The 26,790-nt window shown below is 60.5% G+C and carries 23 protein-coding genes; all 23 read left to right on the plus strand.

Annotated features, from left to right (window positions below):
* Window positions 1-2 precede the first annotated feature (2 nt).
* The 23 genes from DFT_RS16920 (at window position 3) to DFT_RS17030 (ending at window position 26,765) form a co-directional block, all read left to right on the plus strand.
* Window positions 3-794 carry a PP2C family protein-serine/threonine phosphatase gene (locus DFT_RS16920; protein ID WP_152972033.1) on the plus strand — a complete coding sequence of 264 codons (792 nt, stop codon included), beginning with the start codon at window positions 3-5 and terminating at the stop codon, window positions 792-794.
* A 154-nt stretch (window positions 795-948) separates the two neighbouring features.
* Window positions 949-1,647 carry a type 1 glutamine amidotransferase gene (locus DFT_RS16925; RefSeq protein ID WP_054032321.1) on the plus strand — a complete coding sequence of 233 codons (699 nt, stop codon included), beginning with the start codon at window positions 949-951 and terminating at the stop codon, window positions 1,645-1,647.
* Between the two features lie 33 nt (window positions 1,648-1,680).
* The gene (locus DFT_RS16930; protein ID WP_054032322.1) at window positions 1,681-5,385 is read left to right on the plus strand and encodes a nitrate reductase subunit alpha; all 3,705 of its coding nucleotides are present in this window, start codon (window positions 1,681-1,683) and stop codon (window positions 5,383-5,385) included.
* The gene (gene narH / locus DFT_RS16935; RefSeq protein ID WP_054032323.1) at window positions 5,375-6,799 is read left to right on the plus strand and encodes a nitrate reductase subunit beta; all 1,425 of its coding nucleotides are present in this window, start codon (window positions 5,375-5,377) and stop codon (window positions 6,797-6,799) included. Before DFT_RS16930 ends, narH begins: the two co-directional genes overlap by 11 nt.
* A 15-nt stretch (window positions 6,800-6,814) precedes the next feature.
* On the plus strand, window positions 6,815-7,396 hold the full coding sequence (gene narJ, locus DFT_RS16940) for a nitrate reductase molybdenum cofactor assembly chaperone (protein ID WP_054032324.1): 582 nt from the start codon (window positions 6,815-6,817) through the stop codon (window positions 7,394-7,396).
* A 1-nt stretch (window position 7,397) separates the two neighbouring features.
* Window positions 7,398-8,072, plus strand: a complete 675-nt coding sequence (gene narI / locus DFT_RS16945) for a respiratory nitrate reductase subunit gamma (RefSeq protein WP_054032325.1) — start codon at window positions 7,398-7,400, stop codon at window positions 8,070-8,072.
* Between the two features lie 47 nt (window positions 8,073-8,119).
* Complete coding sequence (locus DFT_RS16950; RefSeq protein ID WP_054032326.1) at window positions 8,120-8,437, plus strand: hypothetical protein; 318 nt, start codon at window positions 8,120-8,122, stop codon at window positions 8,435-8,437.
* Window positions 8,438-8,446: 9 nt separating this feature from the next.
* Entirely contained in the window at window positions 8,447-9,556 is a 1,110-nt protein-coding gene (locus DFT_RS16955; RefSeq protein WP_054032327.1) for a tellurite resistance/C4-dicarboxylate transporter family protein, read from the plus strand.
* A 179-nt stretch (window positions 9,557-9,735) separates the two neighbouring features.
* Window positions 9,736-10,920 (plus strand): IS4 family transposase, encoded by a 1,185-nt coding sequence (locus DFT_RS16960; protein WP_054032328.1) that lies wholly within the window; start codon window positions 9,736-9,738, stop codon window positions 10,918-10,920.
* A 159-nt stretch (window positions 10,921-11,079) separates the two neighbouring features.
* Window positions 11,080-12,072: a dihydroorotate dehydrogenase-like protein gene (locus DFT_RS16965; RefSeq protein ID WP_054032329.1), complete on the plus strand. Its 993-nt coding sequence runs from the start codon at window positions 11,080-11,082 to the stop codon at window positions 12,070-12,072.
* 41 nt (window positions 12,073-12,113) lie between these two features.
* The gene (locus tag DFT_RS16970) at window positions 12,114-12,671 is read left to right on the plus strand and encodes a hemerythrin domain-containing protein (protein WP_054032330.1); all 558 of its coding nucleotides are present in this window, start codon (window positions 12,114-12,116) and stop codon (window positions 12,669-12,671) included.
* Window positions 12,672-12,684: 13 nt separating this feature from the next.
* On the plus strand, window positions 12,685-14,970 hold the full coding sequence (locus DFT_RS16975; RefSeq protein ID WP_054032331.1) for a nitric-oxide reductase large subunit: 2,286 nt from the start codon (window positions 12,685-12,687) through the stop codon (window positions 14,968-14,970).
* A 113-nt stretch (window positions 14,971-15,083) separates the two neighbouring features.
* A complete protein-coding gene (locus tag DFT_RS16980) occupies window positions 15,084-16,112 on the plus strand; it encodes a uroporphyrinogen decarboxylase/cobalamine-independent methonine synthase family protein (protein ID WP_054032332.1) in 1,029 nt (342 codons plus the stop codon).
* A 54-nt stretch (window positions 16,113-16,166) separates the two neighbouring features.
* Complete coding sequence (locus DFT_RS16985; RefSeq protein ID WP_054032333.1) at window positions 16,167-17,192, plus strand: dihydroorotate dehydrogenase-like protein; 1,026 nt, start codon at window positions 16,167-16,169, stop codon at window positions 17,190-17,192.
* Window positions 17,193-17,211: 19 nt separating this feature from the next.
* On the plus strand, window positions 17,212-17,916 hold the full coding sequence (locus DFT_RS16990; RefSeq protein WP_054032334.1) for an ABC transporter ATP-binding protein: 705 nt from the start codon (window positions 17,212-17,214) through the stop codon (window positions 17,914-17,916).
* Window positions 17,909-19,147: an ABC transporter permease gene (locus DFT_RS16995; RefSeq protein WP_054032335.1), complete on the plus strand. Its 1,239-nt coding sequence runs from the start codon at window positions 17,909-17,911 to the stop codon at window positions 19,145-19,147. Before DFT_RS16990 ends, DFT_RS16995 begins: the two co-directional genes overlap by 8 nt.
* A gap of 52 nt (window positions 19,148-19,199) precedes the next feature.
* The gene (locus DFT_RS17000) at window positions 19,200-19,931 is read left to right on the plus strand and encodes an outer membrane lipoprotein-sorting protein (protein WP_054032336.1); all 732 of its coding nucleotides are present in this window, start codon (window positions 19,200-19,202) and stop codon (window positions 19,929-19,931) included.
* Between the two features lie 27 nt (window positions 19,932-19,958).
* On the plus strand, window positions 19,959-21,233 hold the full coding sequence (locus DFT_RS17005) for a hypothetical protein (RefSeq protein WP_152972034.1): 1,275 nt from the start codon (window positions 19,959-19,961) through the stop codon (window positions 21,231-21,233).
* Window positions 21,234-21,281: 48 nt separating this feature from the next.
* Window positions 21,282-21,887: a CBS domain-containing protein gene (locus DFT_RS17010; RefSeq protein WP_076750612.1), complete on the plus strand. Its 606-nt coding sequence runs from the start codon at window positions 21,282-21,284 to the stop codon at window positions 21,885-21,887.
* Window positions 21,888-21,899: 12 nt separating this feature from the next.
* Window positions 21,900-22,436, plus strand: coding sequence for an HPP family protein (locus tag DFT_RS17015; protein ID WP_054032338.1), 537 nt, complete (start codon window positions 21,900-21,902; stop codon window positions 22,434-22,436).
* Between the two features lie 40 nt (window positions 22,437-22,476).
* Complete coding sequence (locus tag DFT_RS17020) at window positions 22,477-23,655, plus strand: FprA family A-type flavoprotein (protein WP_054032339.1); 1,179 nt, start codon at window positions 22,477-22,479, stop codon at window positions 23,653-23,655.
* Window positions 23,656-23,781: 126 nt separating this feature from the next.
* Window positions 23,782-25,425, plus strand: coding sequence for a hydroxylamine reductase (gene hcp / locus DFT_RS17025; RefSeq protein ID WP_054032340.1), 1,644 nt, complete (start codon window positions 23,782-23,784; stop codon window positions 25,423-25,425).
* A gap of 134 nt (window positions 25,426-25,559) precedes the next feature.
* On the plus strand, window positions 25,560-26,765 hold the full coding sequence (locus DFT_RS17030; RefSeq protein WP_054032341.1) for an adenylate/guanylate cyclase domain-containing protein: 1,206 nt from the start codon (window positions 25,560-25,562) through the stop codon (window positions 26,763-26,765).
* The last annotated feature ends 25 nt before the right edge of the window (window positions 26,766-26,790 follow it).

The raw sequence follows: 26,790 nt of genomic DNA on the forward strand, positions 1-26,790 counted from the left end.
CCGTGAATACCAACGACCGGGAATGCCGCATGCCCCAGACCCGCACCACCGCCCCTGACCGCCAAAGCATCGTCATCGGCGGCCGGCAATGTTTCGGCATGACGCACATCGGCCTTGCCCGGCAGACCAATGCGGATCGCTACCTGATCCATGCCTTGCGGCACGACGAGGTGCTCCTGGCCCTGGCCGACGGACTGGGTCCCACGCCGGCAGCGGCCCATGCCGCCGACAGCATACATGCGCGGTTTGCCGCCATCGCCGACATCGCCCCGGGCCACGAACGCGACACCCTGGATCGCATCGCCAGGGAAGCCGATCTGGCCCTTTGGGCTGAAAGCCAACGCGACGCGGACCTCGACGGCACCGGCAGCACCCTCGTGGCCGTTCTGCTGCGAGGCCGCCAGGCCTATTGGGTGCATGTGGGCGACAGCCGTCTCTACCTGTTCCGTGATGCGGTGATACGCCAGGTGACCCGTGACCAGACCCTGGCCCGATTTCTGGTCGCGGAGAACGAGATTACCCTGGAAGAAGCAGCGGTCCACTACTCACGCCACGTCATGGACCAATACATCGGCTGCGGTTTTGCCGAGCCGGAAACCGGCGTGTTGGCCCTGTTGCCCTCGGATCTGCTGGTGTTGACCAGCGACGGCCTTCACAAGCAGATCTCCACGGAAACGTTGCGCCGGGTCCTCGACAGGAGAGCCAATCTTGCGGACACGGGTCATGCCCTGGTCGAAGCAGCCCTGGCCGTCGGAGGCGCGGACAACATCACCGTTGTCCTGGCCCGGCCATGATCCCATCCCGACCAGGCCGGCTTTCCATGCGGTGCATGTTTCCTTTTGACATTTGACTTAAGTCAAGGCGTTCGGTTAAACTTCGTTTATCATTGATCCTGCCTTGACATTTCCTTTTCCTACGCCACTCCGAAACGGATACAGGGAGGCCTGAATGCGGGTACATGCCCTCTACCACGTTCCTTTTGAAGACATCGGCAGCATGGCGCCCTATTTCCAAAGGGGCGGCCACGGCGTGACCGTCACCCGCCTCTGGCAGGCGGAGCCGCTGCCGGACATGGCGAATTTCGACATGTTGATCGTCATGGGCGGCCCCATGGGGGTGCACGACGAGGCCCGCCACCCCTGGCTCGCCGACGAAAAGCGTTTCATAGAAGCGGCCATGAACCACGACAAAACCGTTCTGGGCATCTGCCTGGGCGCCCAATTAATCGCCCACACGGCCGGCGCCCCGGTCCGGCCCAACGGCCATCGCGAAATCGGCTGGTTCCCGGTCATCCGCGCCGATCAATCCCAAACGACCGTGCTGCGCGATGTGCTGCCCCCGGTCTTCGATGCCTTTCACTGGCACGGCGATACCTTCGACTTGCCGACCGGGGCCGTGCCCCTGGGATCGAGCCAGTCCTGCGTCAACCAGGGCTTCGTCATGGCCGACCGCGTGGTCGGCCTGCAGTTCCACCTGGAAACCACCCCCCGCTCGGCCCAGGCCCTGATCGACCACTGCGCCGAAGAGTTGGACGGCTCTACCTATGTCCAGGAACCGGCGGCCATGCTGGCCGACCCCCAGCGTTTTCAACAGATCAATGCCATCATGGAGAAATTGCTCGACGCCCTCTTCACACTTCACCCTTAAAGCTCCCCGCCCAGCGGGGCCCCGAGGTGTCCAATGAAAAACAGCCTGCTGAACCGACTGCGTTTCTTCCGCCCCAAAGGCTCCGCCCACGGCTGCAACGAGGAGACCGGCCCCGGCCAATGGACCCAGACGCGCTGCGGCCAGCGGGAATGGGAGGATCTCTACCGCCGGCGCTGGCAGTATGACAAGAAGGTGCGCTCGACCCATGGTGTCAACTGCACGGGCTCGTGCTCGTGGGACGTCTATGTCAAGGACGGCATCCTGGTGTGGGAGACCCAGGCCACCGACTACCCGGCCTGCGGCGACGGCTTTCCCAACCACGAACCGCGCGGCTGCCCGCGGGGCGCCACCTATTCGTGGTACACCTACAGCCCGGTGCGCCTGAAGCATCCCCTCGTGCGCTCGTGCCTGCTGGAGATGTGGCGTGCGGCCCTGGAAGCGAACGACGACCCGGTTTCGGCCTGGGCGGCCATCGCCGGCGATAACCAAAAACGCCGGCAATTCCAGCAGGCGCGCGGCAAAGGCGGTTTCGTGCGCGTGGATTGGGAAGAGGCCGCCACCCTGATCGCCGCGGCCCTGGTCCACACCATCCAAAAATATGGCCCGGACCGCGTTTTCGGTTTCTCGCCGATTCCGGCCATGTCCATGGTGTGCTACGCCGCCGGCGCGCGATTTCTGTCGCTCATCGGCGCATCCATGATCAGCTTCTACGACTGGTACTGCGACCTGCCGCCGGCCTCGCCCCAGATCTGGGGCGAGCAGACCGACGTGCCCGAAAGCGCCGACTGGTATGAAGCCTCCTATTTCATCGTCTGGGGCACCAACCTGCCCATGACGCGCACGCCCGACGCCCATTTCTACACCGAGGCGCGCTACCGCGGCGCCCGGGTGGCGGCCGTGGCGCCCGACTACGCCGAGTATGTCAAGTTCGCCGATACGTGGCTGCCGGCCCGGGCCGGCACGGACGCGGCCCTGGCCCTGGCCATGACCCACGTCATCGTCAAGGAGTTCTACATCGAGTGCCAGACTCCCTACTTCATGGAGTACGCCCGGCAGTACACCGACCTGCCCTTCGTGGTGGTGCTCGGAGAGGGTGCCGAGGCCTTAACGCCGGGGCGCTTGCTGCGCGCCGCGGACCTGGGCTTGACGACCAACAACGCCCAATGGAAAACCGTGGTGTACGACGCCACCGAAGGCGGCTTTGCCGTGCCCAACGGCAGCATCGGTTTCCGCTGGAACGAGGAGGGGCGCTGGAACCTCAAACTGGAGGCGGAGGGGCGGCCCGTCGATCCCCTGCTCAGCTTCGCCGATCAAAACGACGGCTGGGACAGCGTCGCCTTTGCGGTCTTCGCCGAGGCCGGGGCCGGCGTTAAAAAAGGATCAGTGCCGTATAAAACCTTGCCCACCGCCGGCGGCGAACTGCGCGTGACCACGGTTTTCGATCTCATGGCCGCCCAATTGGGCGTACGCCACGACAACGCAGCCTCCCCTTCGGACGGTTATCCATCCGATTATCCAATAGATTACAGCGATCCCAAGCCGTTCACCCCCGCCTGGCAGGAGGCGATCACCGGCGTGCCGGCCGCCGACGCCATCCGCGTGGCCCGCGAGTTCGCCGACAATGCCGAAAAGACTCGCGGCAAATCCATGATCTTTCTGGGCGCCGGCACCAACCACTGGTTTCACAGCGACATGATCTACCGCGCCATCATCAATCTCACCACCCTGTGCGGCTGCCAGGGGGTCAACGGCGGCGGCTGGGCCCATTACGTGGGCCAGGAAAAGGTGCGGCCTCAGGCGGCCTGGTCCCAGGTGGCCTTCGGCCTGGATTGGCAGCGTCCACCGCGCCAGCAGAACGGCACCTCGTTCTACTACTTCGCCTCCAGCCAGTGGCGCTACGACACCCTGCGGCCCGAGACCATCCGTTCGCCCCTGGCCGATGGTCCGGCGGCAGCCCACATGGCGGACTACAACGTGATCGCCGCCCGTCTGGGCTGGCTGCCATCGTACCCGCAGTTCGATCGCAACCCCATCGACATCGTGCGCGATGCCGTCGCCGCCGGCGCCGCCACGGACGAGGAGATCGTGGCTCACGCGGTGCAAAAACTCAAAGCGGGCGAGCTGCGTTTCGCCGTGGAAGACCCCGACCACCCGGCCAACTTTCCGCGCATGCTCTTTCTGTGGCGGGCCAATCTGCTGGGCGCCAGCGGCAAGGGCCACGAGTATTTCCTCAAGCACCTGCTGGGCGCCGACCACGCCGTGCTCAACACCGACAGTCCCCTGCGTCCCCAAGAGATCGAATGGCGCGAACCGGCCCCGGAAGGCAAGCTGGACCTGCTGGTCACCCTGGAGCTGCGCATGTCCACCAGCGCCATGTACGCCGACATCGCCCTGCCGGCCGCCGGCTGGTACGAGATGCACGACCTGAACACCACCGACATGCATCCGTTCATCCACCCGTTCAACCCGGCCATCGACCCGCCCTGGGAGACCCGTACCAACTGGGAACAGTTCAAGACCATCGCCGCCAGATTCTCCGAGCTGGCCGCCGACCACCTGGGCACGGTCAAGGAATTGGTGGCCACGCCCCTGATGCACGACAGCCCCGGCGAAATCGCCCAGGCCGAGGTGCGCGACTGGCGCCGGGGCGAGTGCGATCCGGTCCCCGGCAAAACCATGCCCAACCTGGCCGTGGTGTCCCGCGACTTTCCCAACACCTTTCGCAAGATGACCGCCCTGGGGCCTCTGGCCGCGTCGGCGGGCGTGGGGTCCAAGGGCATCATGTGGAAGGCCCAGGAGGAAGTCGAGGGGTTGAAGGCCTCCCTGGGCACGGTGGCCGAAGGGATCGCCCAGGGACAACCGGTCATGGAGACCGAGAAACAGGCGGCCGAAACCATCCTGATGCTGGCGCCCGAGACCAACGGCGCCACGGCGGTCAAATCCTGGGGCGTGCTGGAAAAGCGCACGGGGCTGGCGCTGCGCCACCTGAGCCTGCGCCGCGAAGGCGACCGCTTCCGCTTCGACGACCTGACCGCCCAGCCGCGCAAGATCATCACCTCGCCGGTGTGGAGCGGCATCGAGTCCGAAGAGCGGCGCTACTCGCCGTTCGTGATCAATATCGAGGAGAAGGTGCCCTTCCGAACGCTCACCGGCCGGGCCCAGTTCTACCAGGATCATCCCTGGATGCGCGACTTCGGCGAGCAGTTGCCCGTCTACCGGCCGCCCCTGGGCCGAACGGCCGACGATCCGGCGGGCGTGCGCCGCGAGCCGGAACGCGAAATCGTGCTCAACTACCTCACCCCCCACTCCAAGTGGTCGATCCACAGCACCTATTCCGACACCCTCACCATGCTGACCCTGTTCCGCGGCGGCGAGGCGATCTGGATCAATGACGCCGACGCCGGCAAAATCGGGGTCAAGGACAACGACTGGCTGGAGTGCTTCAACTCCAACGGGGTGGTGATGGCCAAGGCCGTGGTGAGCCCGCGCATCCCGCCGGGCAAGGCGTTCATGTACCATGCCCAGGAGCGGATGATCAACACGCCGGGTTCGGGGCTCTCGGGCAAGCGCGGCGGCACCCACAACAGCGTGACGCGCATCCTGGTCAAGCCCACCCACATGATCGGCGGCTATGCCCAGTTGAGCTACGGCTTCAACTATTACGGACCCATCGGGGCCCAGCGCGACGAATCGATCATCGTGCGCAAGGCCGGAAAGGTGGCATGGTATGAAGATTAAAGTCCAATACGCCATGGTGCTGAACCTGGACAAGTGCATCGGCTGCCATACCTGCAGCATTCCCTGCAAGAACGTGTGGACAAACCGCGAGGGCGCCGAATACATGTGGTTCAACAACGTCGAGTGCAAGCCGGGCATCGGCTATCCCAAAAAATGGGAGAACCAGCAAATTTATCGCGGCGGCTGGACCCTTGACGGCGAACGGTTGCAGCTCGTGGCCGGCGGACGGGTGCACAAGGGGCTGAACATCTTCCACAACCCCGACCTGCCGACGATCGACGACTACTACGAACCGTGGGATTACGACTACGGCCGACTGATCGACAGCCCCCGGCGCAACCATCAGCCCGCGGTGCGACCCCGTTCGCGCCTGACCGGCGAACCCCTCGACGTGAAGTGGGGCCCCAACTGGGAGGACGACCTGGCCGGCCTGACGGAAACCGGCGGCGGCGACATCAATTTCAAAAACCTGGAGATCCAGACCTACCTGCAATTCCGCAACGTCTTCATGTTCTGGCTGCCGCGACTGTGCGAACACTGCCTCAATCCGGCCTGCGTGGCATCGTGCCCGTCCGGCGCCCTGTACAAAAGGGACGAGGACGGCATCGTGCTGGTCGACCAGGAGCGCTGCCGGGGCTGGCGCTACTGCGTCTCGGGCTGCCCTTACAAGAAGGTCTATTTCAACTGGAAGAGCGGCCGGGCCGAAAAATGCATTTTCTGCTACCCGCGCATCGAGGCCGGCCTGACCACTCTGTGCGCCCACAGTTGCGTGGGCCGCATCCGCTACGTGGGGATGCTGCTCTATGATGCCGACCGCATCGCCCAGGCCGCGGCGACCCCGCGGGAGCAGGAGATCTATCCGGCCCACCTGGAGCTCCTGCTCGATCCGCACGACCCCGAGATCGCCCGTGCCGCAACAGCCCAGGGCATCGCGCCCAACGTGCTGGCCGCGGCGCAACGCTCGCCGGTGCACGCCCTGATCAGCCAGTGGCAACTGGCCCTGCCGCTGCATCCCGAGTTCCGCACCCTGCCCATGGTGTGGTACGTGCCGCCGCTCAGCCCGATCAGCAGCCATGTGGAAGACCCGGCGGCCACCGGCGAATTGATCGACCGCATGCGCATACCGGTGGCCTACCTGGCCAACCTGCTCACCGCCGGCGACGAGACCCCGGTGCGACGTGCCCTGGGGCGCCTGGCGGCCCTGCGCCACTTCATGCGCACCCGGCGGGTCGAACAGCGCGACGACACCCAGGTGCTCGATGCGGTGGGACTCGACACGACCGCCGCGGAAAAAATCTATCGACTGCTGGCCCTGGCTCCCCTGGCCGAGCGCTTCGTGGTGCCCACTGCAGCGGCGCAAGACGACACCCTTTACACCCGCCAGGGCCAATGCGGCCTGGGCGAAGCCCTTTAAAAGGAGGCGTACCCGATGACGACCGCAGCGCCGTCCAGCGATACCTTGCGACTGCTCTCCGTGCTGCTCGACTACCCGGACAACGGCCTGCTGATGGGTCTCGACCGAATTGCCGCCGCGGCCGAACAGATTGCCGAACCCGAGTTCAAGAGCGCTGCGCAGGGGTTCTTGGACTACCTGCGGGCGCACGCGCCGCTGCGCCTGCAGGAGAACTACACGGCCGCCTTTGACCTGCATCCGGCCGCGACCCTCAATCTGACCTATCACGCATACGGCGACAACGAAAAACGCGCCGCGGCCCTGGCGCGATTGCAGCACCTGTACGACCAGGCCGGCTGGGAGCGCACGGGCGGGGAACTGCCCGATTATCTGCCCCTGCTGTTGGAGTTTCTGGCGATCCACCCCCGGCCGGAAACCGCACTTCCGGTGTGGCAATGCCTGCACGCCACGCAAACCCTGGTCGCGGGCCTGGAAAAGAGTGCCCCGGCATACGCCATGCTCCTGCGCCCCCTGGCCCGCCTGGCGGCCGCAACCACCGGACTGGATGACGGCAGCAGCCAGACGCCGGTCCAGCCCCACGCCCACGAGGAGGATTAGCATGGACCTTTGGTATACGGTCATCTTTACGGTTTTCCCGTACGTGTGCCTGACCACCTTCGTGGTGGGCCACGCCTATCGCTACGTCACCGACCGGTTCGGGTGGAACGCCCGCTCCAGCGAGTTCCTCGAGAAAAAACGCCTCTTCGCCGGATCGGTCCTCTTTCATGCCGGCATCATCCTGACCGTTTTCGGACATGCCGGGGGCCTGCTCATCCCCCAGCGCGTGTTCGACCTGTTCGGCATCGATGCCCAGGGGCATATGACCCTGGCCTACTGGAGCGGCCTGGCCGTCGGCATCGCCGCCTTTGCCGGGGTGCTGCTGCTGGCCTGGCGGCGGTTGAGCGTGGCGCGCCTCAAGGCCGTCACCACCCGCAACGATCTCGTCGCGCTGGCAGGCCTGGTTGCGGTGATCGGCGTCGGACTGTACAATGTGGTGTTCGGACATTTCAACGTGCTGTACACGGTGGCGCCCTGGATCCGCGGCATCGTCACCTTCACCCCCGACCCTGGGCTGATGCGGGAGGTGCCGTTGAGCTACCAGATTCATGTCGTCGCGGCCTGGGCCCTGCTCGGCTTTTCGCCGTTCAGCCGCCTGGTGCACATCTGGAGCGCGCCCCTGTTTTACCTCCTGCGACCGCCCATCGTGTTCCGGCGCCGAGTGAGGCAATTCTGACCATGGCCGCTTTTATGCCAGTACCTGACGCGTGGGAGAACAGGCTTATGGCGTTGGACCGAGACCCCTTGAAGCGGACATTGGCGTGGGTTATCCTGCAATACCTGATCTGGACGTTGGTTTGCTCTTCGGCTGCAATGGCATGGGCGGCGGACGATCCCGGCGGATCGCGTCTGGCCGAAAATAGTGCCGGACAAGCGGTCGCAAGCGACGGTCAAGTCAACCTCCCCCCTGGGAACGATACGCCCGAAACCGATGCCGACCGGTTCTTCCGGGCCTATATGCTGCCGGGCACGGCCGTGCTCGTTCTGATTGTGGCAACCGTCCTGACGGCGGTCTTTTATCCCAAATCCGGAAAAAAGTAGGGTCTGCCCATGGAATCAAAGAAAACCAGCGCAACACCCGAAGCAAAGCGCCCCAAACCATCGGCGCCCGGCCGGGCCGTTTCCCAGGACATCATCGCCAGGGGCATCAAAGAGCTCAACCCGGCCTATTTCGCCCTGGTGATGTCCACGGGTATTGTCTCGATTGCCGCCCACTATCAGGGTTTCGAAAATATTGCATTGACCCTCCTTGGGATCAATGCTGTTGCCTACATGATTCTCTGGGCCATGTACATCGCCCGGATCGTTTGGTTCACGCAGCGATTCCGCGAGGATTTTCGTGACCACATGCTCGGCATGGGGTTCTTCACCGCCGTGGCCGCCTCTGGTGTGCTGGGCAGCCAGACGCTGCTGTTGACCGGCCGTTTCCCGGTGGCCGCGGTGCTTTGGTGCGTGACGGTGGCCCTATGGCTCTGTCTGATTTACGGCCTGTTCACCGGATTGATCACCAAGGAAGAAAAGCCCTCCATCGCCCAGGGCATCAACGGCGGATGGCTGCTGGCCATCGTGGCCACCCAGGCCGTCACCGTGCTCAGTACCGCCCTCGCTCCCTTTTTTCAGCTTTACCGGGAACCCGTTCTTTTTCTGGCCTTCATCACCTGGCTGTTCGGCGGCATGCTCTATATCTGGGTGATCGCGTTGATCTTCTACCGCTACCTGTTCTTCCATTTCTCCCCCCAGGACCTGACGCCGCCTTACTGGATCAATATGGGCGCCGTGGCCATCACCACCCTGGGAGGCACCGGATTGATCGCCAATGCCTCGGCCTCGCCCTTTATGCTCGAATTGACGCCCTTTTTGAAGGGCCTCACCCTTTTTTTCTGGGCCACTGCCACATGGTGGATTCCAATGCTTATCATCTTGGGTGTGTGGCGCCATGGGTTCCGGCGATTCCCTTTGCGTTACAGCCCGCTATTCTGGGGAGCGGTCTTTCCCCTCGGTATGTATACCGCCTGCACCCACCGCCTTGCCGAAGTCACCCAGGCGCCAATGATCGCCGTCATCCCCAAGGGATTTGTTTACGTGGCCATGACGGCGTGGCTGGCCACCTTCTTCGGAATGGTGCACGGCATCGTGGCGGGTCTATACAAAACCAAGTAAACTTCCAACAAATGTTTGATTCGAGAGAGGTGCTATTTTGAATGACAACGTCAAAACACTCTTGTCCAAAAACGGATTTAAAATGAAGTAATCCACTAAAATATTGAAAAAAAGCCCCCTTGTAAGGCATGGTTTAGCTGCGAAGAAAAACCGATAGCCAACAACAAGGAGGCACCCTGATGGTACGATATGCCAGTCTGTTTAGTCAATTGGTTGCTCTGTTTCACCGAGGTCAATTTCATGGTCTGGTCTTTCGTCACCAAGCCGAACGATATGCAAAGAGCTTCAACAGCTGGGATCATTTTGTAGCCATGCTATTTTGCCAACTTGCCCAAGCCAAGAGTCTGCGTGAAATATGCGGCGGTTTGTCGTGCTGCCTGGGCAAGCTGAGGCATCTTGGGGTAAAAAAGGCGCCCAACAAGTCGACCCTTTCCTATGCCAACGCCCATCGGCCCTGGCAGATGTTTCAGGACCTGTTTTATCAGACCCTTGATATGTGCAAATTGGCTGGCACCGGCAAACACCGCTTCAAGTTCAAAAACAAGCTGCTATCGCTGGACAGTTCGACCATATCCCTGTGTCTGTCGCTTTTCCCTTGGGCCAAATTCCGTCGCACCAAAGGAGCTGTCAAACTGCACTTGCTTCTGGATCATAATGGGTATTTACCGACCTATGCCTATATTTCCAACGGTAAAAAGCATGATGTCACGATTGCCCGCAAGGTGCCCTTGTCGCCTTATTCTATTGTAGCCATGGACAGAGGTTACAACGACTACAATCTGTTTGCCCACTGGACCGAAAACCATATTTTCTTTGTCACCCGCTTAAAGGACAATGCTGACTATACCGTCGTTGAAGAGCGCTCTGTACCGCAGCATAGAAACATCCTGGCCGATCAGTTAATCCAGTTCAATGGCCACTACGCCCGGAAAAAGTGTTCGCACATTCTTCGCAAGGTCGTTGTCTGGGAAAAAGAGCAAAACCGTCAAATCGTTCTATTGACCAATCATCTTGAATTTGGGCCAACCACCATATCGGAAATCTACAAGGATCGTTGGCAGATAGAACTTTTTTTCAAAGCATTGAAACAGAATCTGAAAGTCAAAACCTTCGTTGGTACCAGTGAAAACGCCCTCTACATCCAGATTTGGACAGCATTAATTGCCATGCTGCTGATCAAGTACCTTCAGTTCAGATCCAAGTTTGACTGGTCCCTATCGAATCTGGTGGCATTTTTAAGATGGAACCTTTTTACTTACAGGGACATATGGGATTGGATCGATAGTCCATTTGATGTTCTTCCCATAACTCCCAAGCCTGTCCAACATCTACTACCGTTCAGGGGTGTTGGACAGCATCCTTGAAAAAACTGCAACCTGGTACATGAAAATGAGGCCCTGTGATTATAACCACCCGAAATTATAACTGGCCCAGGCCACTTTCAGTTTTATTTTGGACAGCAGTGACGTCAAAAGATGAATCAAAACCCGAAGCATCCCGAAGCACGGGAGTCAGGAGCAATCATGGACATCACGACAACTTACTTAGGCCTGAGGCTCGCCAGCCCCCTTATCGTCGGCAGTTCGGGGCTGACCGGTTCGGTGGACAAAATCGCGGCTTTCGCGCGACATGGCGCGGGGGCGGTGGTACTAAAATCGATCTTCGAAGAAGAAATCCTCTTCGAGTACGAAGACATCATGAAAGAAGCGCAAGCCGAGGGTGTCAACCTGGATCAGTTCGACTATTACGACTACCATCTCAAAGGAAAACGGATAGACAAGTACATCGAATTGATCCGATCCGCCAAAAAGACAGTGGATATCCCGGTCATCGCCAGCATCAACTGCATCTTCTCCCACGAGTGGACCGCCTTTGCCGACCGCATCCAGGAGGCCGGCGCCGACGCGTTGGAGCTGAACATGTTCTTTCTGCCGTCGGACTTCGAGCGCTCGGCCCGGGAGCAAGAGGAGGCCTACTTCCGCGTCATCGATAAAGTTCTCGCCGCGGTCTCCATACCGGTAGCCTTGAAGATCAGCTATTATTTTTCCAATCTCGGGCCCATGATCCAGCGGCTGTCGCGCACCGGCGTGGCCGGACTGGTGCTCTTCAACCGCTTCTTCAGTCCGGACATCGATATAGATGCGTTGAAAGTCAAACCCTCCTTCGTTTTCAGCACGCCGGTCGAACTGGCCATATCGCTGCGCTGGATCGCCATCATGGCCCGCAAGGTCGATTGCGATCTGGCCGCCTCCACGGGCGTTCACGACGGCGAGGGCCTCATCAAGCAGCTTTTGGCCGGCGCTAAGGCGGTACAAACGGTGTCCAGCCTCTACCGCCAGGGGCCCGAGCATGTCGAGACCATGCTGAATAGGTTGAAAGAGTGGATGCAGTCCCACGGATACCAGCGTTTGGTGGATTTCCGCGGCAAGCTGAGCCAGGAGGCGGCCAGCAATGCGGCCGTTTACGAACGGGTGCAGTTCATGCGCTATTTCGGAGGTGAAAAGGACGTTACGTAAGTTACGATCTGCGGAAAGTCGACGTTTGAAAGGAGGTCCCCATGAAGGCCACCCAGGAGTTGAAAAACGAGCACCGCGGCATCGAACAGATGCTGCGGGTCCTGAGTGTCGTCGCGGAGAAAACCGAGCGCGGTGAAGCCTTGCAGGCTCCACATGTCGATGGCATCATGGAATTCTTGACGATCTTTATCGACAAGTGCCACCACGGCAAGGAGGAGGAGTTTCTCTTCCCGGCACTGGAAGCCGCCGGGGTGAAGCGGGAAGGCGGCCCCATCGGCGTCCTGTCGAGCGAGCACGAGCAAGGGCGTTCGCTGGTGGCCGGCCTTAAAAAGCATCTATCCGCTCACCGCGCCGGCGACCGCCGGGCTGCCGGCGACATCCGGAAAACCGTTCAAGCCTACGTGACGCTGCTGACCCAGCATATCGCGAAGGAAGACACCGTTCTGTTTCCCATGGCCGACGAGAGACTCGACGCCAAACAGGACGAGTCGCTTTTCGAGGCTTTCGAACGGCTGGAACGCGAGCGCATCGGTGCCGGAAAGCACGAGGCGTTCCATGCCCTGTTGGATGAACTTCAGAATACCTACCTGAGAAAATGATGGAGGGTCCCGAATGCACGCAGAGAAATCGCCCCGGCAGGAGCTTTCTCCCTGGTGGCGCCGCAGTGTGGCGCTGGTCTTCTTTATCGGCATGGCGGTGTTGATCTTCATTTCGGTGCAAGCCTATCGCCATGCGCCGCCCATACCGGCCAAAGTGGTCGGTTCCGGCGGCGAACCGATTTTCACCGGTCGGGACATCGAGACAGGCCAACAGGTTTTCTTAAAATACGCGCTGATGCAGAACGGCTCGATCTGGGGGCATGGGGCCTACCTGGGACCCGATTTTTCGGCGCGCTATCTCCATGAACTCGCTCTGGACGCCGGCAACGCGATGGCCCGTGAGCTGTTCGGCCGTGATCTTTCGGCGCTCGACGAGGGGCAACGTGCGTCTATCGACGCGCAGGTGGCGCTCCTGCTCAAACAGAACCGCTACAATGCCACGACGGATACACTTCTGTTTACACCGGCCGAAAAAGCCTCCTTTCAGCGGCAGTTGGGATATTGGGCGGACTATTTCACGCATCCCACAAATAACGGCGGTCTTCCAAGCAAATATATCGACGACCCGGAAGAGATCCGCCAGCTGAACGCGTTTTTCTCCTGGGCCGCCTGGGCCAGCGTAGCCAACCGGCCGGACAAACCCTATTCGTACACCAACAATTTTCCCTACGACCGTGCGGTCGGCAACCTTCTCACCAGCGACGCCATCCTGTGGAGCGCGCTGAGCGTGGTGATGCTGCTCGGGGGGCTGGCGCTGGTGCTGTTCACCTTCGGGCGGTTCGATTATCTGGGATGGAAAGGGGGAGAACAGGACATCCACCCCATCATGCGACCCGGCGAAGCGACCCCCGGCCAGAAAGCGGTGGTCAAATACTTCGTGATCGTGGCCCTTCTTTTTTTGGCGCAGGTCATGATCGGGGGCGCTCTGGCCCACTACCGGGCCGATCCCGGCGATTTTTATGGCATCGATCTGGCCCAGTTTCTGCCCAGCAACATCATGCGCACCTGGCACCTGCAGCTCGCCATTTTTTGGATCGCCACCGGCTACGTCGCCGGCGGACTGCTCCTGGCCTCCTCCCTCGGCCAGAATGAACCCCAGGGCCATACAACGGGCGTTCATCTGCTTTTCTGGGCCCTGGTGGTGTTGGTGGTCGGCAGTCTGTTGGGCGAAATCCTCGGTATTCACCAACTCTTCGGGACCTTGTGGAGCTGGTTCGGCCACCAGGGATGGGAATTTCTCGAACTGGGAAGGTTCTGGCAGGTGATCCTCGCCGTGGGCCTCAGCTTCTGGCTGTGGCTACTATATAGGGCAGTCGGGCCCGCCCTGAAAGACCCCGGTAAAAAAGAGATCGGCTGGCTTTTCCTTGGAGCGGCCGCCTCCATTCCGGTATTTTACCTGCCGGCCTTTTTCTTCGGCTCGACCACAAACTATGCGGTGGTCGATACCTGGCGTTTCTGGATCATTCACCTCTGGGTGGAGGGCTTTTTCGAATTGTTCGTCACCGTTCTGGTGGCTGTCACCTTCTACCAGCTCGGGGTCGTGCGCCGCATCAACGTGATCCGGGTCATCTATATGGACGCCATCTTGTTTCTCTCCGGGGGCATTATCGGCACGGCTCACCATTGGTACTGGACCGGCCAGACCAACTTCACCATGGCCCTGGCCGCCATGTTCTCGGCCCTCGAGGTGGTGCCCCTGACCCTCCTGACGCTGGACGCATGGGATTTCATGAAGTTGACCGGCACGCAGAGCGGTGCCAGCACAGCTCGCAAGGTGATTCCCCATAAATGGGCCTTCTACTTTCTGATGGCCGTGGGTTTCTGGAACTTCGTGGGCGCCGGCGTCTTCGGCTTTTTGATCAATATGCCGGTGGTGAGTTTCTACGAGGTGGGGACGGTGTTGACCCTCAACCATGGACACGCGGCCCTGTTGGGCGCCTTTGGCATGCTGGCCATGGCCCTGCTGGTGCTTTGCCTGCGCCATGTGCTCAGCGACGCCCAGTGGGTGGTTCCCGAAAAATGGGTGAAGGTCTCTTTCTGGGGTATGAACGTGGGCCTGGCCCTGATGGTCATTACCAACCTGTTCCCGGTGGGCGTGCTGCAAATCTGGGATGTGCTCACCAACGGATATTGGCATGCCCGGGGCCTGGAATTCATGGCCCAGGATCGTATCCGAATGCTGGAATGGGCCAGCCTGCCCTCGCACGTGGTCCTGATCGCCCTGGGTGTCGTTCCCATGGTGATCGCCGCGGGCCTGACCTATTTAAAGATCCGGCAGCCGGCCTCGGAATTGACTTAAGTCAAGACACCGGCCCCAGAATTCGTATAGGGTTGCAAGGCAAACCCAGCGGAACCGATTCACCTGAAGATGCAAAACACCTCTATCTGACCGGAACAAAGGAGAAAACGGCCATGCCCAACCCCATTCCCGGCAACCTGCTGACCACCGCCATGGCGGTGATGCCGCACACGGACGTGGACCGCGCCCTTCAAATGGCCCTGTCGCTCGACGTGCCGTTCTGGCCCCAGTTGCCCAACTACAGCTACTACGAAGACATGTACGTCCAGGCCGCCGAGCACTTTCCCGGCATTGTCCTGGACCTGGAAAAACGCAGCCTGCGCTTTTCTATGGACAAGTTCGCCGAGGAATTGGAAACGACGTTGATGCACTTCGACGAACCGGAGATGTTCGACATCAGCGAAACCTACTCCGCCGTCTACCATCGCTTCCTGGCCATGGACCTGGCCGACCGGCCGGCCATCCGGGGGCAGCTCGAGGGGCCCATCAGCTTCGGGTTCAACATCCTGGACCAGGACGAACGGCCCATTCTCTTCGACGATACCGTGCGGCCCTTCATGCTCGACTTCATGGCCAGGCGGATCAACGTCCAGCTCGCCCGGCTGCGAAAATTGAACCCCAATGCCTTCATGTTCGTGGACGAGCCGGGGTTGCAGTTTCTCTTCTCGGCCATGGCCGGTTACGGCGATCTCAAGGCCAAGGGGGACCTGGACCATTTTTTCGCCCAGGTGGAGCGGCCCCGCGGCATTCACCTGTGCGGCAACCCGGACTGGGATTTCCTGCTCAACCTGGACTTGGAGGTGCTCTCCCTGGATGTCTACACCAATGCGGAGGTCTTCGCCTCCTATGCCAAATCCATCGGCAAATTTCTCGATCGCGGCGGCGTAATCGTCTGGGGCATCGTGCCCACCGGGTTCGAGGCCTTCAGCCAGGAGGAGATCCCCACGTTGATCCAGCGCCTCGAAACGATCTGGACCACCTTGTGGGGCAAGGGGATCGACCGTGAACAATTGATCTCTCAAGGTATGATCTCGCCGGCCACCTGCTGCCTGATCAACCCGGACAAGGAGCGCACCGTGGAGCGCGCATTTGCCGCCGTCAATCAGATGGCTGCCGCTCTACGGGAGAAGTACCTGCACTGAACCGCAACGGCGGACAATGTATTTTAAGCTTAACCTGAATGAGAGGAGGTAGGCATGGATCTGACGACCAGTTACATGGGCATGGAGTTGACGAGCCCGATCATCGCCGGCAGCTCGGGCATGACCGGATCGATGGATCAGGTCAAAAGGCTGGCGGAAAACGGCGCCGGTGCCGTGGTGCTCAAGTCGATCTTCGAAGAGGAGGTGATGAACGAGTACGCCGATTTCATCAAGACCGCCCGGGTGCAGTACGGCGATCCCCAATACTTCGACTACGACGGTCAGCGCAGCCCCATCGAGTATTACGACTACGTGTTGCGCGAAGAGAATCTGAAAAAATACATCGAACTGGTCGAAGCGAGCAAGGCGGCGGTGACGATTCCGGTGATGGCCAGCATCAACTGCTTTTTCTATTCGGTGGAGTGGCTCTCCTATGCCGTGAACCTGGAAAAGGCCGGGGCCGACGGTCTGGAGCTCAACATGTTCTTTCCGCCCACCGACTTCGAACACTCGCGCGAAGAAAAAGAGGCCCTCTATTTCAAGATCGCCAAACAGGTGACCCAGGCCGTTTCCATCCCCGTGGCCCTGAAGATCAGCCCCTACTTCACCGACCTGGGCCCCATGATTCAGCGCTTATCCAAAACCGGCATCAAGGGCATCGTCCTGTTCAACCGCTTTTTCAGCCCGGATTTCGACCTCGACAAGCTGGAGGTCAAGCCGTCGTTCGTCTTCAGCACCCCGTCGGACCTGGCCCTCTCCCTGCGATGGGTCGCCGTCATGGCCAACAAGGTCGACTGCCACCTGGCCGCCTCCACCGGCGTTCACGACGCCGCGGCGGTGATCAAGCAGTTGCTGGCCGGTGCCCATGCCGTGCAGGTCGCCTCCTGCCTCTACAAGAACGGGCCGAAGTACATCCGGGAGATGCTCGACGGCGTCGAGGCATGGATGACCGGCCGAAGGTACCGCACCCTTTCGGATTTCAGAGGCAAATTGAGCCAGGAGCGCAGCGCCGACCCGGCAGTATACGAGCGGGCCCAGTTCATGCGCTATTTTGGCGGCAAAAAGAATGTGACCCTTTAAACGGACTGGAACCCTGAACATGACATTGGTCCAGGCATCGAATGTTTCCAAGGATTACGAGACCGAAGAGGTGACCGTCCATGCGCTGCGGGGGGTGACGTTCGACATCGAACCCGCCTCGTTCGTCTCGTTCGTCGGGCCGTCGGGCAGCGGCAAGACGACCCTGCTCAACCTGATCGGCTGCCTGGACAAGCCCTCGTCCGGGCAGCTGCTCGTGGCCGGCACCGACATCGCCGCTCTCGACCGGAAAGAGGGCGCCGCCTTCAGGGGCAAGCACCTGGGATTCATCTTCCAGGACTTCAACCTGATCCCGGTCCTGACCGTGTACGAGAACATCGAGTACCCCCTCATCATGGTGCAGAACGTCCCGCCGGCCGAACGCAGGGAACGGATCGCGAACATGATCGACGCGGTGGGCATGAGGGCCCAGGCCAACAAATACCCCCACCAGATCTCCGGCGGACAGAAACAGCGCGTGGCCGTGGCCCGGGCCCTGGTCACTCACCCCGCTCTGGTTTTGGCCGACGAACCCACTGCCAACCTCGATTCCCAGACCGCCTACACGGTGATCGCACTGATGAAACGCATGCGCGATGACCTCGGGACCACTTTCATCTTCTCCACCCATGACACCAAGATCGTCGGCGAGGCCGAACTCATCTTTCACCTCGACGACGGGTGTCTCGCGACCGGGGAAGGGAAAGGGGAGGCGCCGCATGTTTAACCTGTTCAAAATCGCCATGCGCAACCTGATTCGCTACAAGCGCCGTACCCTGCTCACCGCCTCGCTGATCACCTTGGGCGTCGTCTTCGTGCTGGTCTTCGTCTCGATCAGCGGTTCCTTCAAAGCCATGATGATCGGCCAGATCACCGATTCCATGCTGGGCCACCTGCAGATCCACCGCAAGGGATATGTCGCCTCCATCGACAACCTGCCGCTGAACCTCAACATCCAGCCGCAGGCGTACCGGCAGATCGCCGCCAGGCTCGCCGCCGATACCCGTGTAGCGGCCTTTTCGCCGCGCATCAAATTCGGCGGCATGTTCAGCAACTTCGTGGAAACCACCAACATCCGGTTGAACGGCATCGATCCGGAAAAAGAACTGCAAACGACGCCCCTGCTGACCGCCCGCATCGCCGAGGGAGAAAAGACGCTTATACCCGGCGAGCTGTGGGTGCCGGTCCTCCTGGCCAAAGGACTGAAGGTGAAACTGGGCGACACGGTGGTCATCGTGGCCACCAACGCGGATGGCTCGGTCAACGGCAAGCAGTTCACCGTCTCCGCGATCCTGGAGAGCGTCACCGGTCCCGGCGGCCGCGACGGCTATCTCCACATCGAGGATGCCGCCGACATACTTCGCATGAGCGAGGCCGAAATCAGTGAAGTGGTGGTTCGGCTGAAGCAATTCGATCGCCTGGACGAAGCCAGACAGCACTTGACCCGCGAGACGGCGGACACGGTGGACAAGCAAGGCCGGCCGATGCTCGAAGTCCACTCCTGGGAGCAGCTCTCGCCCTTTTTCAACATCGCCAGCATGATCGACGTCATGACCTTCTTCATCAAAATCATGCTCGTCGCCATCGTGCTGATCAGCATCATGAACGTGATGATCATGGCCGTTTACGAACGCATCCGGGAAATCGGCACCATCGCCGCCATCGGCACGCCGCCCGGCCGGATTCGGACCCTGTTTATCATGGAAGGCTTTTTCCTGGGCGTCATCGGCGCCGTCGTGGGCAACCTGATCGGCATCGGACTGGTGGTCGTGCTCAACCTGATCGGCATCGAGTTCGACTTCGGCCAGCAGAAAGGTCTGCTGCTCACCACCACCCTCGATCCCATGGATGTACTGGTCGTGTCGGTCATCGTCATCGCCGTGGCCGTGGCAGCCAGCCTCCAGCCGGCGTTCAAGGCCTCGCGCATGGAACCGATCCAGGCCCTCAGGCATGTGTAGGAGAACCGCCCGCGATGCCGATACCGTCGGCGTCCATCAAAGGAAGTGATTCATGCTTAAATTACTCGGATTCATTCTCACGCTGGCCATGGCCTGGCCGGCGCATGCCATCGACGGCAACGCGCTGCTCAAGGAGGTGGACCGCAATCTCAATCCCGAATCGTACGAGATGTACCGCAAACTCATCAACTTGGAGCCAGACGGCCGCAAAAAGGAGTTCACGCTCTTTTCGGTCAAGAAAGGCGCCGACAAGGTGGCTGCGCTGTTCCTGGCCCCTGCCAGCGAAAAGGGGCGCAGCACCCTTCGGCTGGGCGACAACATGTGGCTCAACATTCCCAACGTCGGAAAACCGATTCGCATCACGAGCCTCCAGTCCGTGGTGGGCGGGATCTTCAACAACGCCGACATCCTGAGCCTGGACTATGGCGATGAATACGACGTGGTCCAAACCGAACAGCCCGACCCGGCGCACTTGCTGCTCCTGCTCAAGGCCAGGACCCGCACGGTCGCCTACGACCAGCTCAGCATGTGGGTGGACAAAGTTCGGACCCTGCCGACCCGGATCGAATGCAAGACTGCGGATGGCATGTTGATCAAAACCCTGCACTTCAAGGAGATCAAGGATTTTGGCGGCGGCATCGTCCGGCCGTCGGTGATCGAAACCGACAGTCCGCTTTATCGAGGCTACACCTCGATCATGCTCTTTGCCGGTATCAAAAAGCGGGAATTCAAGGACGAGGTCTTCACCCTGACCTTCATGCCGAACCTGGAATCGTTGCGATAGATGAAACCTTTGAGGATTGCCTTGCTGATGATGGCACTGACCATTTTTCCGCACCGGAGCTGGTCGGAAGAAAAGTATACGTTCGATCTCGCCGAGATCGAGAAAAAGCCGTATCAGCTCGCCGGCTATGTCGAAGCCCGACCCGTCCTCTATGGCCTGGATCACGACGCCGCCCTGTATCGATTGCGTTTTTTCGATGATCCCCGGGGAAACACCCGCTGGGAGATCAATGGCCGGCTGCGGCTGGAAGGCAGTTACGAAAAGAGCATCTTCCGTATGTTTGCAAGAGTCAACACCGATCTGTCGTATGATCACGACGGCGGCGAGGAACGCACCACGGTTTACGAGGCTTATGTTTCGGCCAAGCCGTCGGCGTCGCTCAAGCTCGATGCCGGCAAAAAGACCCTGAAATGGGGCAAGGGATATGCCTGGAATCCCGTGGCCTTCGTGGACCGCCCCAAGGACCCGGAAGATCCCGAACTGGCCATGGAAGGCTATGTCATGGCCACCGCGGATTGGATCCGGAGCTTCGACGGCCCGCTGACGACCGTGGCGTTCACGCCGGTGCTGTTCCCGGTCTACGACCATGTCAACGACGACTTCGGCGAAACGGAAAAGCTCAACTTTGCCGGGCGGCTCTATTTCCTCCTGTATGACACGGACCTGGACGTGATGTTCATGGCGGGCGGGAGCCGGCCGGACCGATATGGTGTCGATTTTTCGCGCAACCTGACCACCAACTTCGAAATTCACGGCGAATACGCCTGGCTGCCCAACACCCGCAAGCTGGTCCTCGACGCCGGAGGCACACCGCGGCGAACCAGAGAAGATGCACACGCCTTCCTGGTCGGCCTGCGCTACCTGACCGGATTCGATCTGACCACTATCGTCGAGTTCTATCACAACGGTGCCGGTTTCGACAGGGAGGAGATGAAGGCCTTCTATGACCTCGTCGATCGCGGCTACGCCAGCTACCAGGACACGGGCAACGCCAGCGGGCTCGCCCAGGCCCTGCAACTGGCCGGCAGCGGTTACTCGCAGCCCAGCGCCATGCGCAACTATCTCTACGTCCGGATGAGCCAGAAAGAACCGTTCGACATCCTTTACCTGACGCCCGCGCTGACCTGCATCATCAATACGGACGACGGCAGCCTGAGCCTCACCCCGGAGCTGTTCTACACCGGCATCACCAACCTGGAGCTGCGCCTGCGGGCGAGCCTCATCGCCGGCGACGGCCGCAGTGAATTCGGCGAGAAGCAGAACGACTACCGCTTTGAAGTACGGGCGGGCTATTTCTTTTAAAAGGCCTGTAAGACCAACAACAACCTGCAACAGAATGGAGCATCACCCGTGAATGCAGCGAATCTTCGAGAGTGTGCCCCCGTCGATATCTCCGATGAGGACGTCATGGCCGCCATGAAAACTATGCAGGGCTATATCGACATCACCCCGGCCGACTTTCGGGAGGTCTACCGGGTGGCCTACGCCCTGGCCCAGGAACGCATGTTGAACGCCTTGAAAGCCGCCGACATCATGACCCCGACGGTCCACGTGCTCGACGCCGACGCCGATTTGATCGCCGCCGCCACCCTGCTGGCCGACAAGGGCATCTCGGGCGCGCCGGTGACCGACAGCGACGGCCGCATCGTGGGCGTGATTTCCGAAAAGGACTTTTTGCGCCGAATGGGCGCTGGTCCGGGCGGATCGTTCATGCGGGTCATCGCCCACTGCCTGAAGAGCAAGGGATGCGTGGCCACGCCCATGGCCGGCCGCACCGTGCGCGACATCATGAACGCGCCGCCCATCACGGCCGCGGCCGACATCTCCATCGGCGCCATCTCGGCCCTGCTGATGGAGAAAAACATCAACCGCTTGCCGATCCTGGACGCGGCGGGCAAACCGGTCGGCATCGTCACCCGCTCGGACCTGGTCAACTCGTTCTGCATGCTCGGATAGACAGGAGAATCCATGAAGTTTTTCGAAAAAATGCTGGGGCACACCCAGAGCCCGCCCCGGGTCGGCGCGGTGGAAATCCTCTGGTCCTGGATCGGCAGTTTCGCGGGCATCGCCCTGGTGGCACTGATCCATTACAACCTGCTGGACCGAACGGCGCTTTCCATGATCATCGGCTCGTTCGGCGCCTCGGCCGTTCTCATCTACGGCGCCATCCGCAGCCCCCTGGCCCAGCCGCGCAGCCTGATCGGCGGCCATGTGCTCTCGGCCGTGATCGGCGTGGCGGCCTTTCAGTTCCTGGGCCAACTGCCCTGGCTGGCGTCGGCCGCGGCCGTCTCCACGGCCATTGCCCTGATGCATTGGACCAAGACCCTGCACCCGCCGGGCGGCGCCACGGCCCTGATCGCGGTCATCGGCGGCGACAGCGTGCACCAGTTGGGCTATCTCTACGCGGTCATCCCCGCCGGACTGGGCGCCCTCGTCATGCTGATCATCGCCCTGCTGATCAACAACATCGCGCCCAACCGGCGATATCCCGAATTCTGGTTTTAAATCCCATAGATTTTTTACCCAACAGGAAGGAGTATTCGTCATGCAGAAAAGAAAGATCATGGAAAACATCTACTGGATGGGCGCCATCGATTGGGATCGACGGCTTTTCGACTCTTTGATTCCGCTTCCCGACGGTACCTCGTACAATGTCTATCTGGTCCAGGGCAGCGATAAAACTGCCCTGCTGGACACGGTCGATCCCCCTATGGCCGGCGAATTGCTCGCCCAATTGGCCGACGTGAAGAAAATCGATTATATCGTGTCGCACCATGCTGAACAGGACCACTCCGGCACCATCCCGCTCGTGCTCGAACGGTATCCGGAAGCCAAGGTGGTGGCGACACCCAAGGCCAAGGGCATGCTCATGGATATCCTGGACATACCGGAAAACGCCTTTGTCACAGTGGGTGACGGCGACACCCTCTCCCTGGGAGACAAGACCCTGAAATTCATCCACACCCCCTGGGTGCACTGGCCGGAAACCATGGTGACCTATCTAGCGGAAGACAAAATTCTCTTCAGCTGCGATTTTTACGGCTCTCACATCGCCACCACCGATCTTTTCGTCACCGACCAGGGCCGGGTGCACGAAGCCGCCAAGCGCTATTTCGCCGAGATCATGATGCCGTTTCGGACCATCATCGCCAAAAACATGGAAAAGCTCAAAGCGTATGAGATCGGCATGATCGCGCCGAGCCACGGCCAGATCTACGACCGTCCGGCCTGGATCCTGGAGGCCTACCAGGATTGGGTGAATGGTGCCCCGCACAACGTGGTCGTGCTGCCCTTCGTCTCCATGCACGGCAGCACCCGGCAAATGGTGGATCGCCTGACCGCCGCGCTCGTCGAACAAGGGGTCCGCGTGGAGCTGTTCAACCTGGCGGTCACCGATATCGGCAAGCTCGCCATGGCTCTGGTCGATGCCGGCACCATCGTCGTGGGCGTGCCCACCGTCCTGGCCGGTCCACACCCTTTGGCCGCCTATGCGACATTGCTGGCCAACGCCCTCAGGCCCAAGGCCAAGTTTCTCTCGATCATCGGCTCCTATGGTTGGGGCGGCAAGACCGTGGAAACCCTGGCCGGAATGATTCCCAACCTCAAGGTCGAGGTGCTGGATCCGGTCTTGTGCAAAGGGGTTCCCGCGGCGTCCGATTTTCAATTAATAGACCAACTGGCCGCCGCGATCGCTCGGAAACATGAAGAGAACGGCCTGCGATAGGCCGGTTAGATATAATAAATGAACAGGGTTAAGAAGAACGATCAAAACGCCGCTAAAATCATTTTTATTCACATATATGCATATAACGCGCGTATAATAGGAACGGACCAACTAAAGGAGTAAGCCATGTTTTGTTTTCAATGTCAGGAAACGGCCAAGAACACCGGTTGTACGGTCAGAGGGGTTTGCGGAAAGCCCGAGGAGACCGCCGATCTGCAGGACCTGCTGATTCACGTGTGTAAGGGGATCGGCCTGTATGGCGAGAAGTTGAAAGCCAGCGGTACAGTCGACAAGGACGCCGCCCACTTTATCGTCAAAGCGCTCTTTACCACCATCACCAATGTGGCCTGGAACGACGATGTGCTCGTCGAACGGATCAAGGAAGGCCTCAAGGTGCGCGATGCCGTCAAGGCCAAGGCCGGCGCCATGCCCGGCGCGCTTCCCGATTGCGCCACCTGGGCTGCCACGGACAAGCAGGCCATTATGGACAAGGCTTTGTCCGATGAGGTGCGCATCACGGCCGCGGCCAACGAGGATGTGCGCTCCCTGCGCGAGCTGCTGATCATCGGCTGCAAGGGCATCGCCGCCTACGCCGATCATGCCGCCATTCTCGGGTTCGAAAAAGACGAGATTTACGGCTTCCTTATGGAGGCCCTGGCATCGACCACCAAAGACCTTTCGGTGGACCAGATGGTCGGGCTGGTGATGAAAGCCGGCGAGACGGCTGTGACCACCATGGCCCTGCTCGACGAGGCCAACACCACCTCCTACGGCCATCCGGAAATCAGCCAGGTCAACATCGGCGTGGGCAAAAACCCGGGGATCCTGATCTCCGGGCACGACCTGAAGGACATGGCCGAACTGCTAGAACAAACCGAAGGTAAAGGCGTGGATGTCTACACCCACGGCGAAATGCTGCCGGCCAACTACTACCCGGCTTTCAAGAAGTACAAACACTTCGTCGGCAACTACGGCGGGTCGTGGTGGCATCAGAACCCGGAATTCGAATCGTTCAACGGACCGGTCCTGCTCACCACCAACTGCCTGGTGCCCCTTAAAAAAGACAATACCTACCTCGACCGGCTCTACACCACCGGCGTGGTCGGCTATGTCGGGGCCCCCCACATTCCCGACCGTCCGGCCGGCGGCAGCAAGGACTTTTCGGCCCTGATCGCCAAAGCCAAGAGCTGCCCGCCGCCCACAGAAATCGAAAACGGTACCATCGTCGGCGGTTTTGCCCGCAACCAGGTGTTGGCCCTGGCCGACAAGGTCATCGAAGCTGTGAAGTCGGGCGCCATCAAGCGATTCGTGGTGATGGCCGGTTGTGACGGCCGCCAGAAATCGCGCTCCTACTACACCGAGGTGGCCAAAAAGCTGCCCAAGGACACGGTGATCCTCACCGCCGGTTGCGCCAAGTACCGTTACAACAAGCTGAATCTCGGCGACATCAGCGGCATTCCGCGCGTGCTGGATGCCGGCCAGTGCAACGACTCCTACTCCCTGGCCGTGATCGCCCTGAAGTTGAAGGAGGCCTTCGGACTCAACGACATCAACGACCTGCCCATCTCCTATGACATCGCCTGGTACGAACAAAAGGCGGTGGCCGTGCTGCTGGCCCTGCTCTATCTCAATGTTCAGGGCATCCGGCTGGGACCGACCCTGCCCGCCTTCCTGTCGCCCAACGTGGCCAAGGTGCTGGTGGAAAAATTCAACATCAAACCCATCGGTTCCGTGGAAGAAGACGTCGCCGCCATGATGGCCGGGAAATAAAACCAACGGACCGGACCCTCGAGCCAAAAGAGCAAGAGACCGGTCCGGCATAACATCGGCTTGGGGCAAGCGGTGTGTATCCTCGTTTGCCCCGAGTCCCTTTCGCATCAAGAGCGCAAGGGGGAAGCGAAACGATGGAGAAATACTACAAGGAGAGATTCGAGGCCCAGCGCCGCCTGGCCAGAAAGGTGGCCCCCATCATGGAAGCCAACGAAATTCTAGAAAAGATGCGCTCGGAACTCAAGGAGATCGTTCCCGTGGCCATGGAGACCTGTATTCTCCTGATGGACCCCCATGCCATCGAATACACCCGTCCGCTCCAATGCGCTCTGTTCGACAAGCCGGTCAATTGCCTGCAATGCAAGCGTAACCGGCCGGCCGTCCAGAAAGCCATTGCACGGCGCAAGACCGTGGTGGCGCCGGGCGGTGCCCCGGTGTTACGGCCCGACGGCACGGTAATCGAGATCGGCCCCGAAGCCGCCCTGCCGGTGTTCGAGGAGGGAGAACTGCTTGCCGTGGTCAGCGTGGTTGCACCGCCCGGCACGCTCTTTTCCCGCAAGGAGTTTTTCCTGCTTCAGGATTTCGGGGAGACGGTCGGCAACCTGCTGGTCAGCGCCAGGAAACATTGGGCCGTGACCCAGGAAAAGATGCGCATCAACCAGATGCTGATCCACCTGTCGCCTTTCGTGCCCCACTCGGTGCGCAAGCTGGTGGAAAAAGACCCGGAAAGCATCGACCGCGAAAAGGAAAAAAAGGAGGTCAGCGTCCTGTTTCTCGACCTGGAAGGCTACACCAAACTCAACCTGGACCGGCCCGAGGATGAAGTCAACGCCCTGGTGGAACGCATCTTCTCCAGCTTCGTGGACCCTATTCACCGCTACCACGGGGATATCAACGAAACGGCAGGTGACGGTCTGATGATCATCTTCAAGGAGGACGACGCGCGCACCAATGCCGTCAACGCCATCAAGGCCGCCATCGATATCCAGGAGAAGAATCTGGCACTCAACCGTCAGCTCGGCCCCGGTGCCGATGCGGTCAACGTAAATATGGGGATCAACAGCGGCGAGGCCCTGGTGGGCATGACCCGCCTGAAAGGCACCCTGAGCATCCGCATGACCTACACGGCCACCGGATCGGTGACCAACCTGGCCGCCCGCCTGGCACAGCACGCCAAGGGCGGCGAAATCCTTTTCGCGGAAACCACCATGCGGATGATCCAATCAATGTGGCCCATAGAAGACCGCGGCACAGCCGCGCTCAAGGGCATCGACACGCCGATCCACATCTATGCACTGCCGGAACCGGTGTGGTGCGGGGCGCAGGTTTGCAACCTTTAAGCCTGCATGTCAACTGGCCTAAAAA

It is taken from the genome of Desulfatitalea tepidiphila (assembly GCF_001293685.1).
GTDB lineage: Bacteria > Desulfobacterota > Desulfobacteria > Desulfobacterales > Desulfosarcinaceae > Desulfatitalea > Desulfatitalea tepidiphila.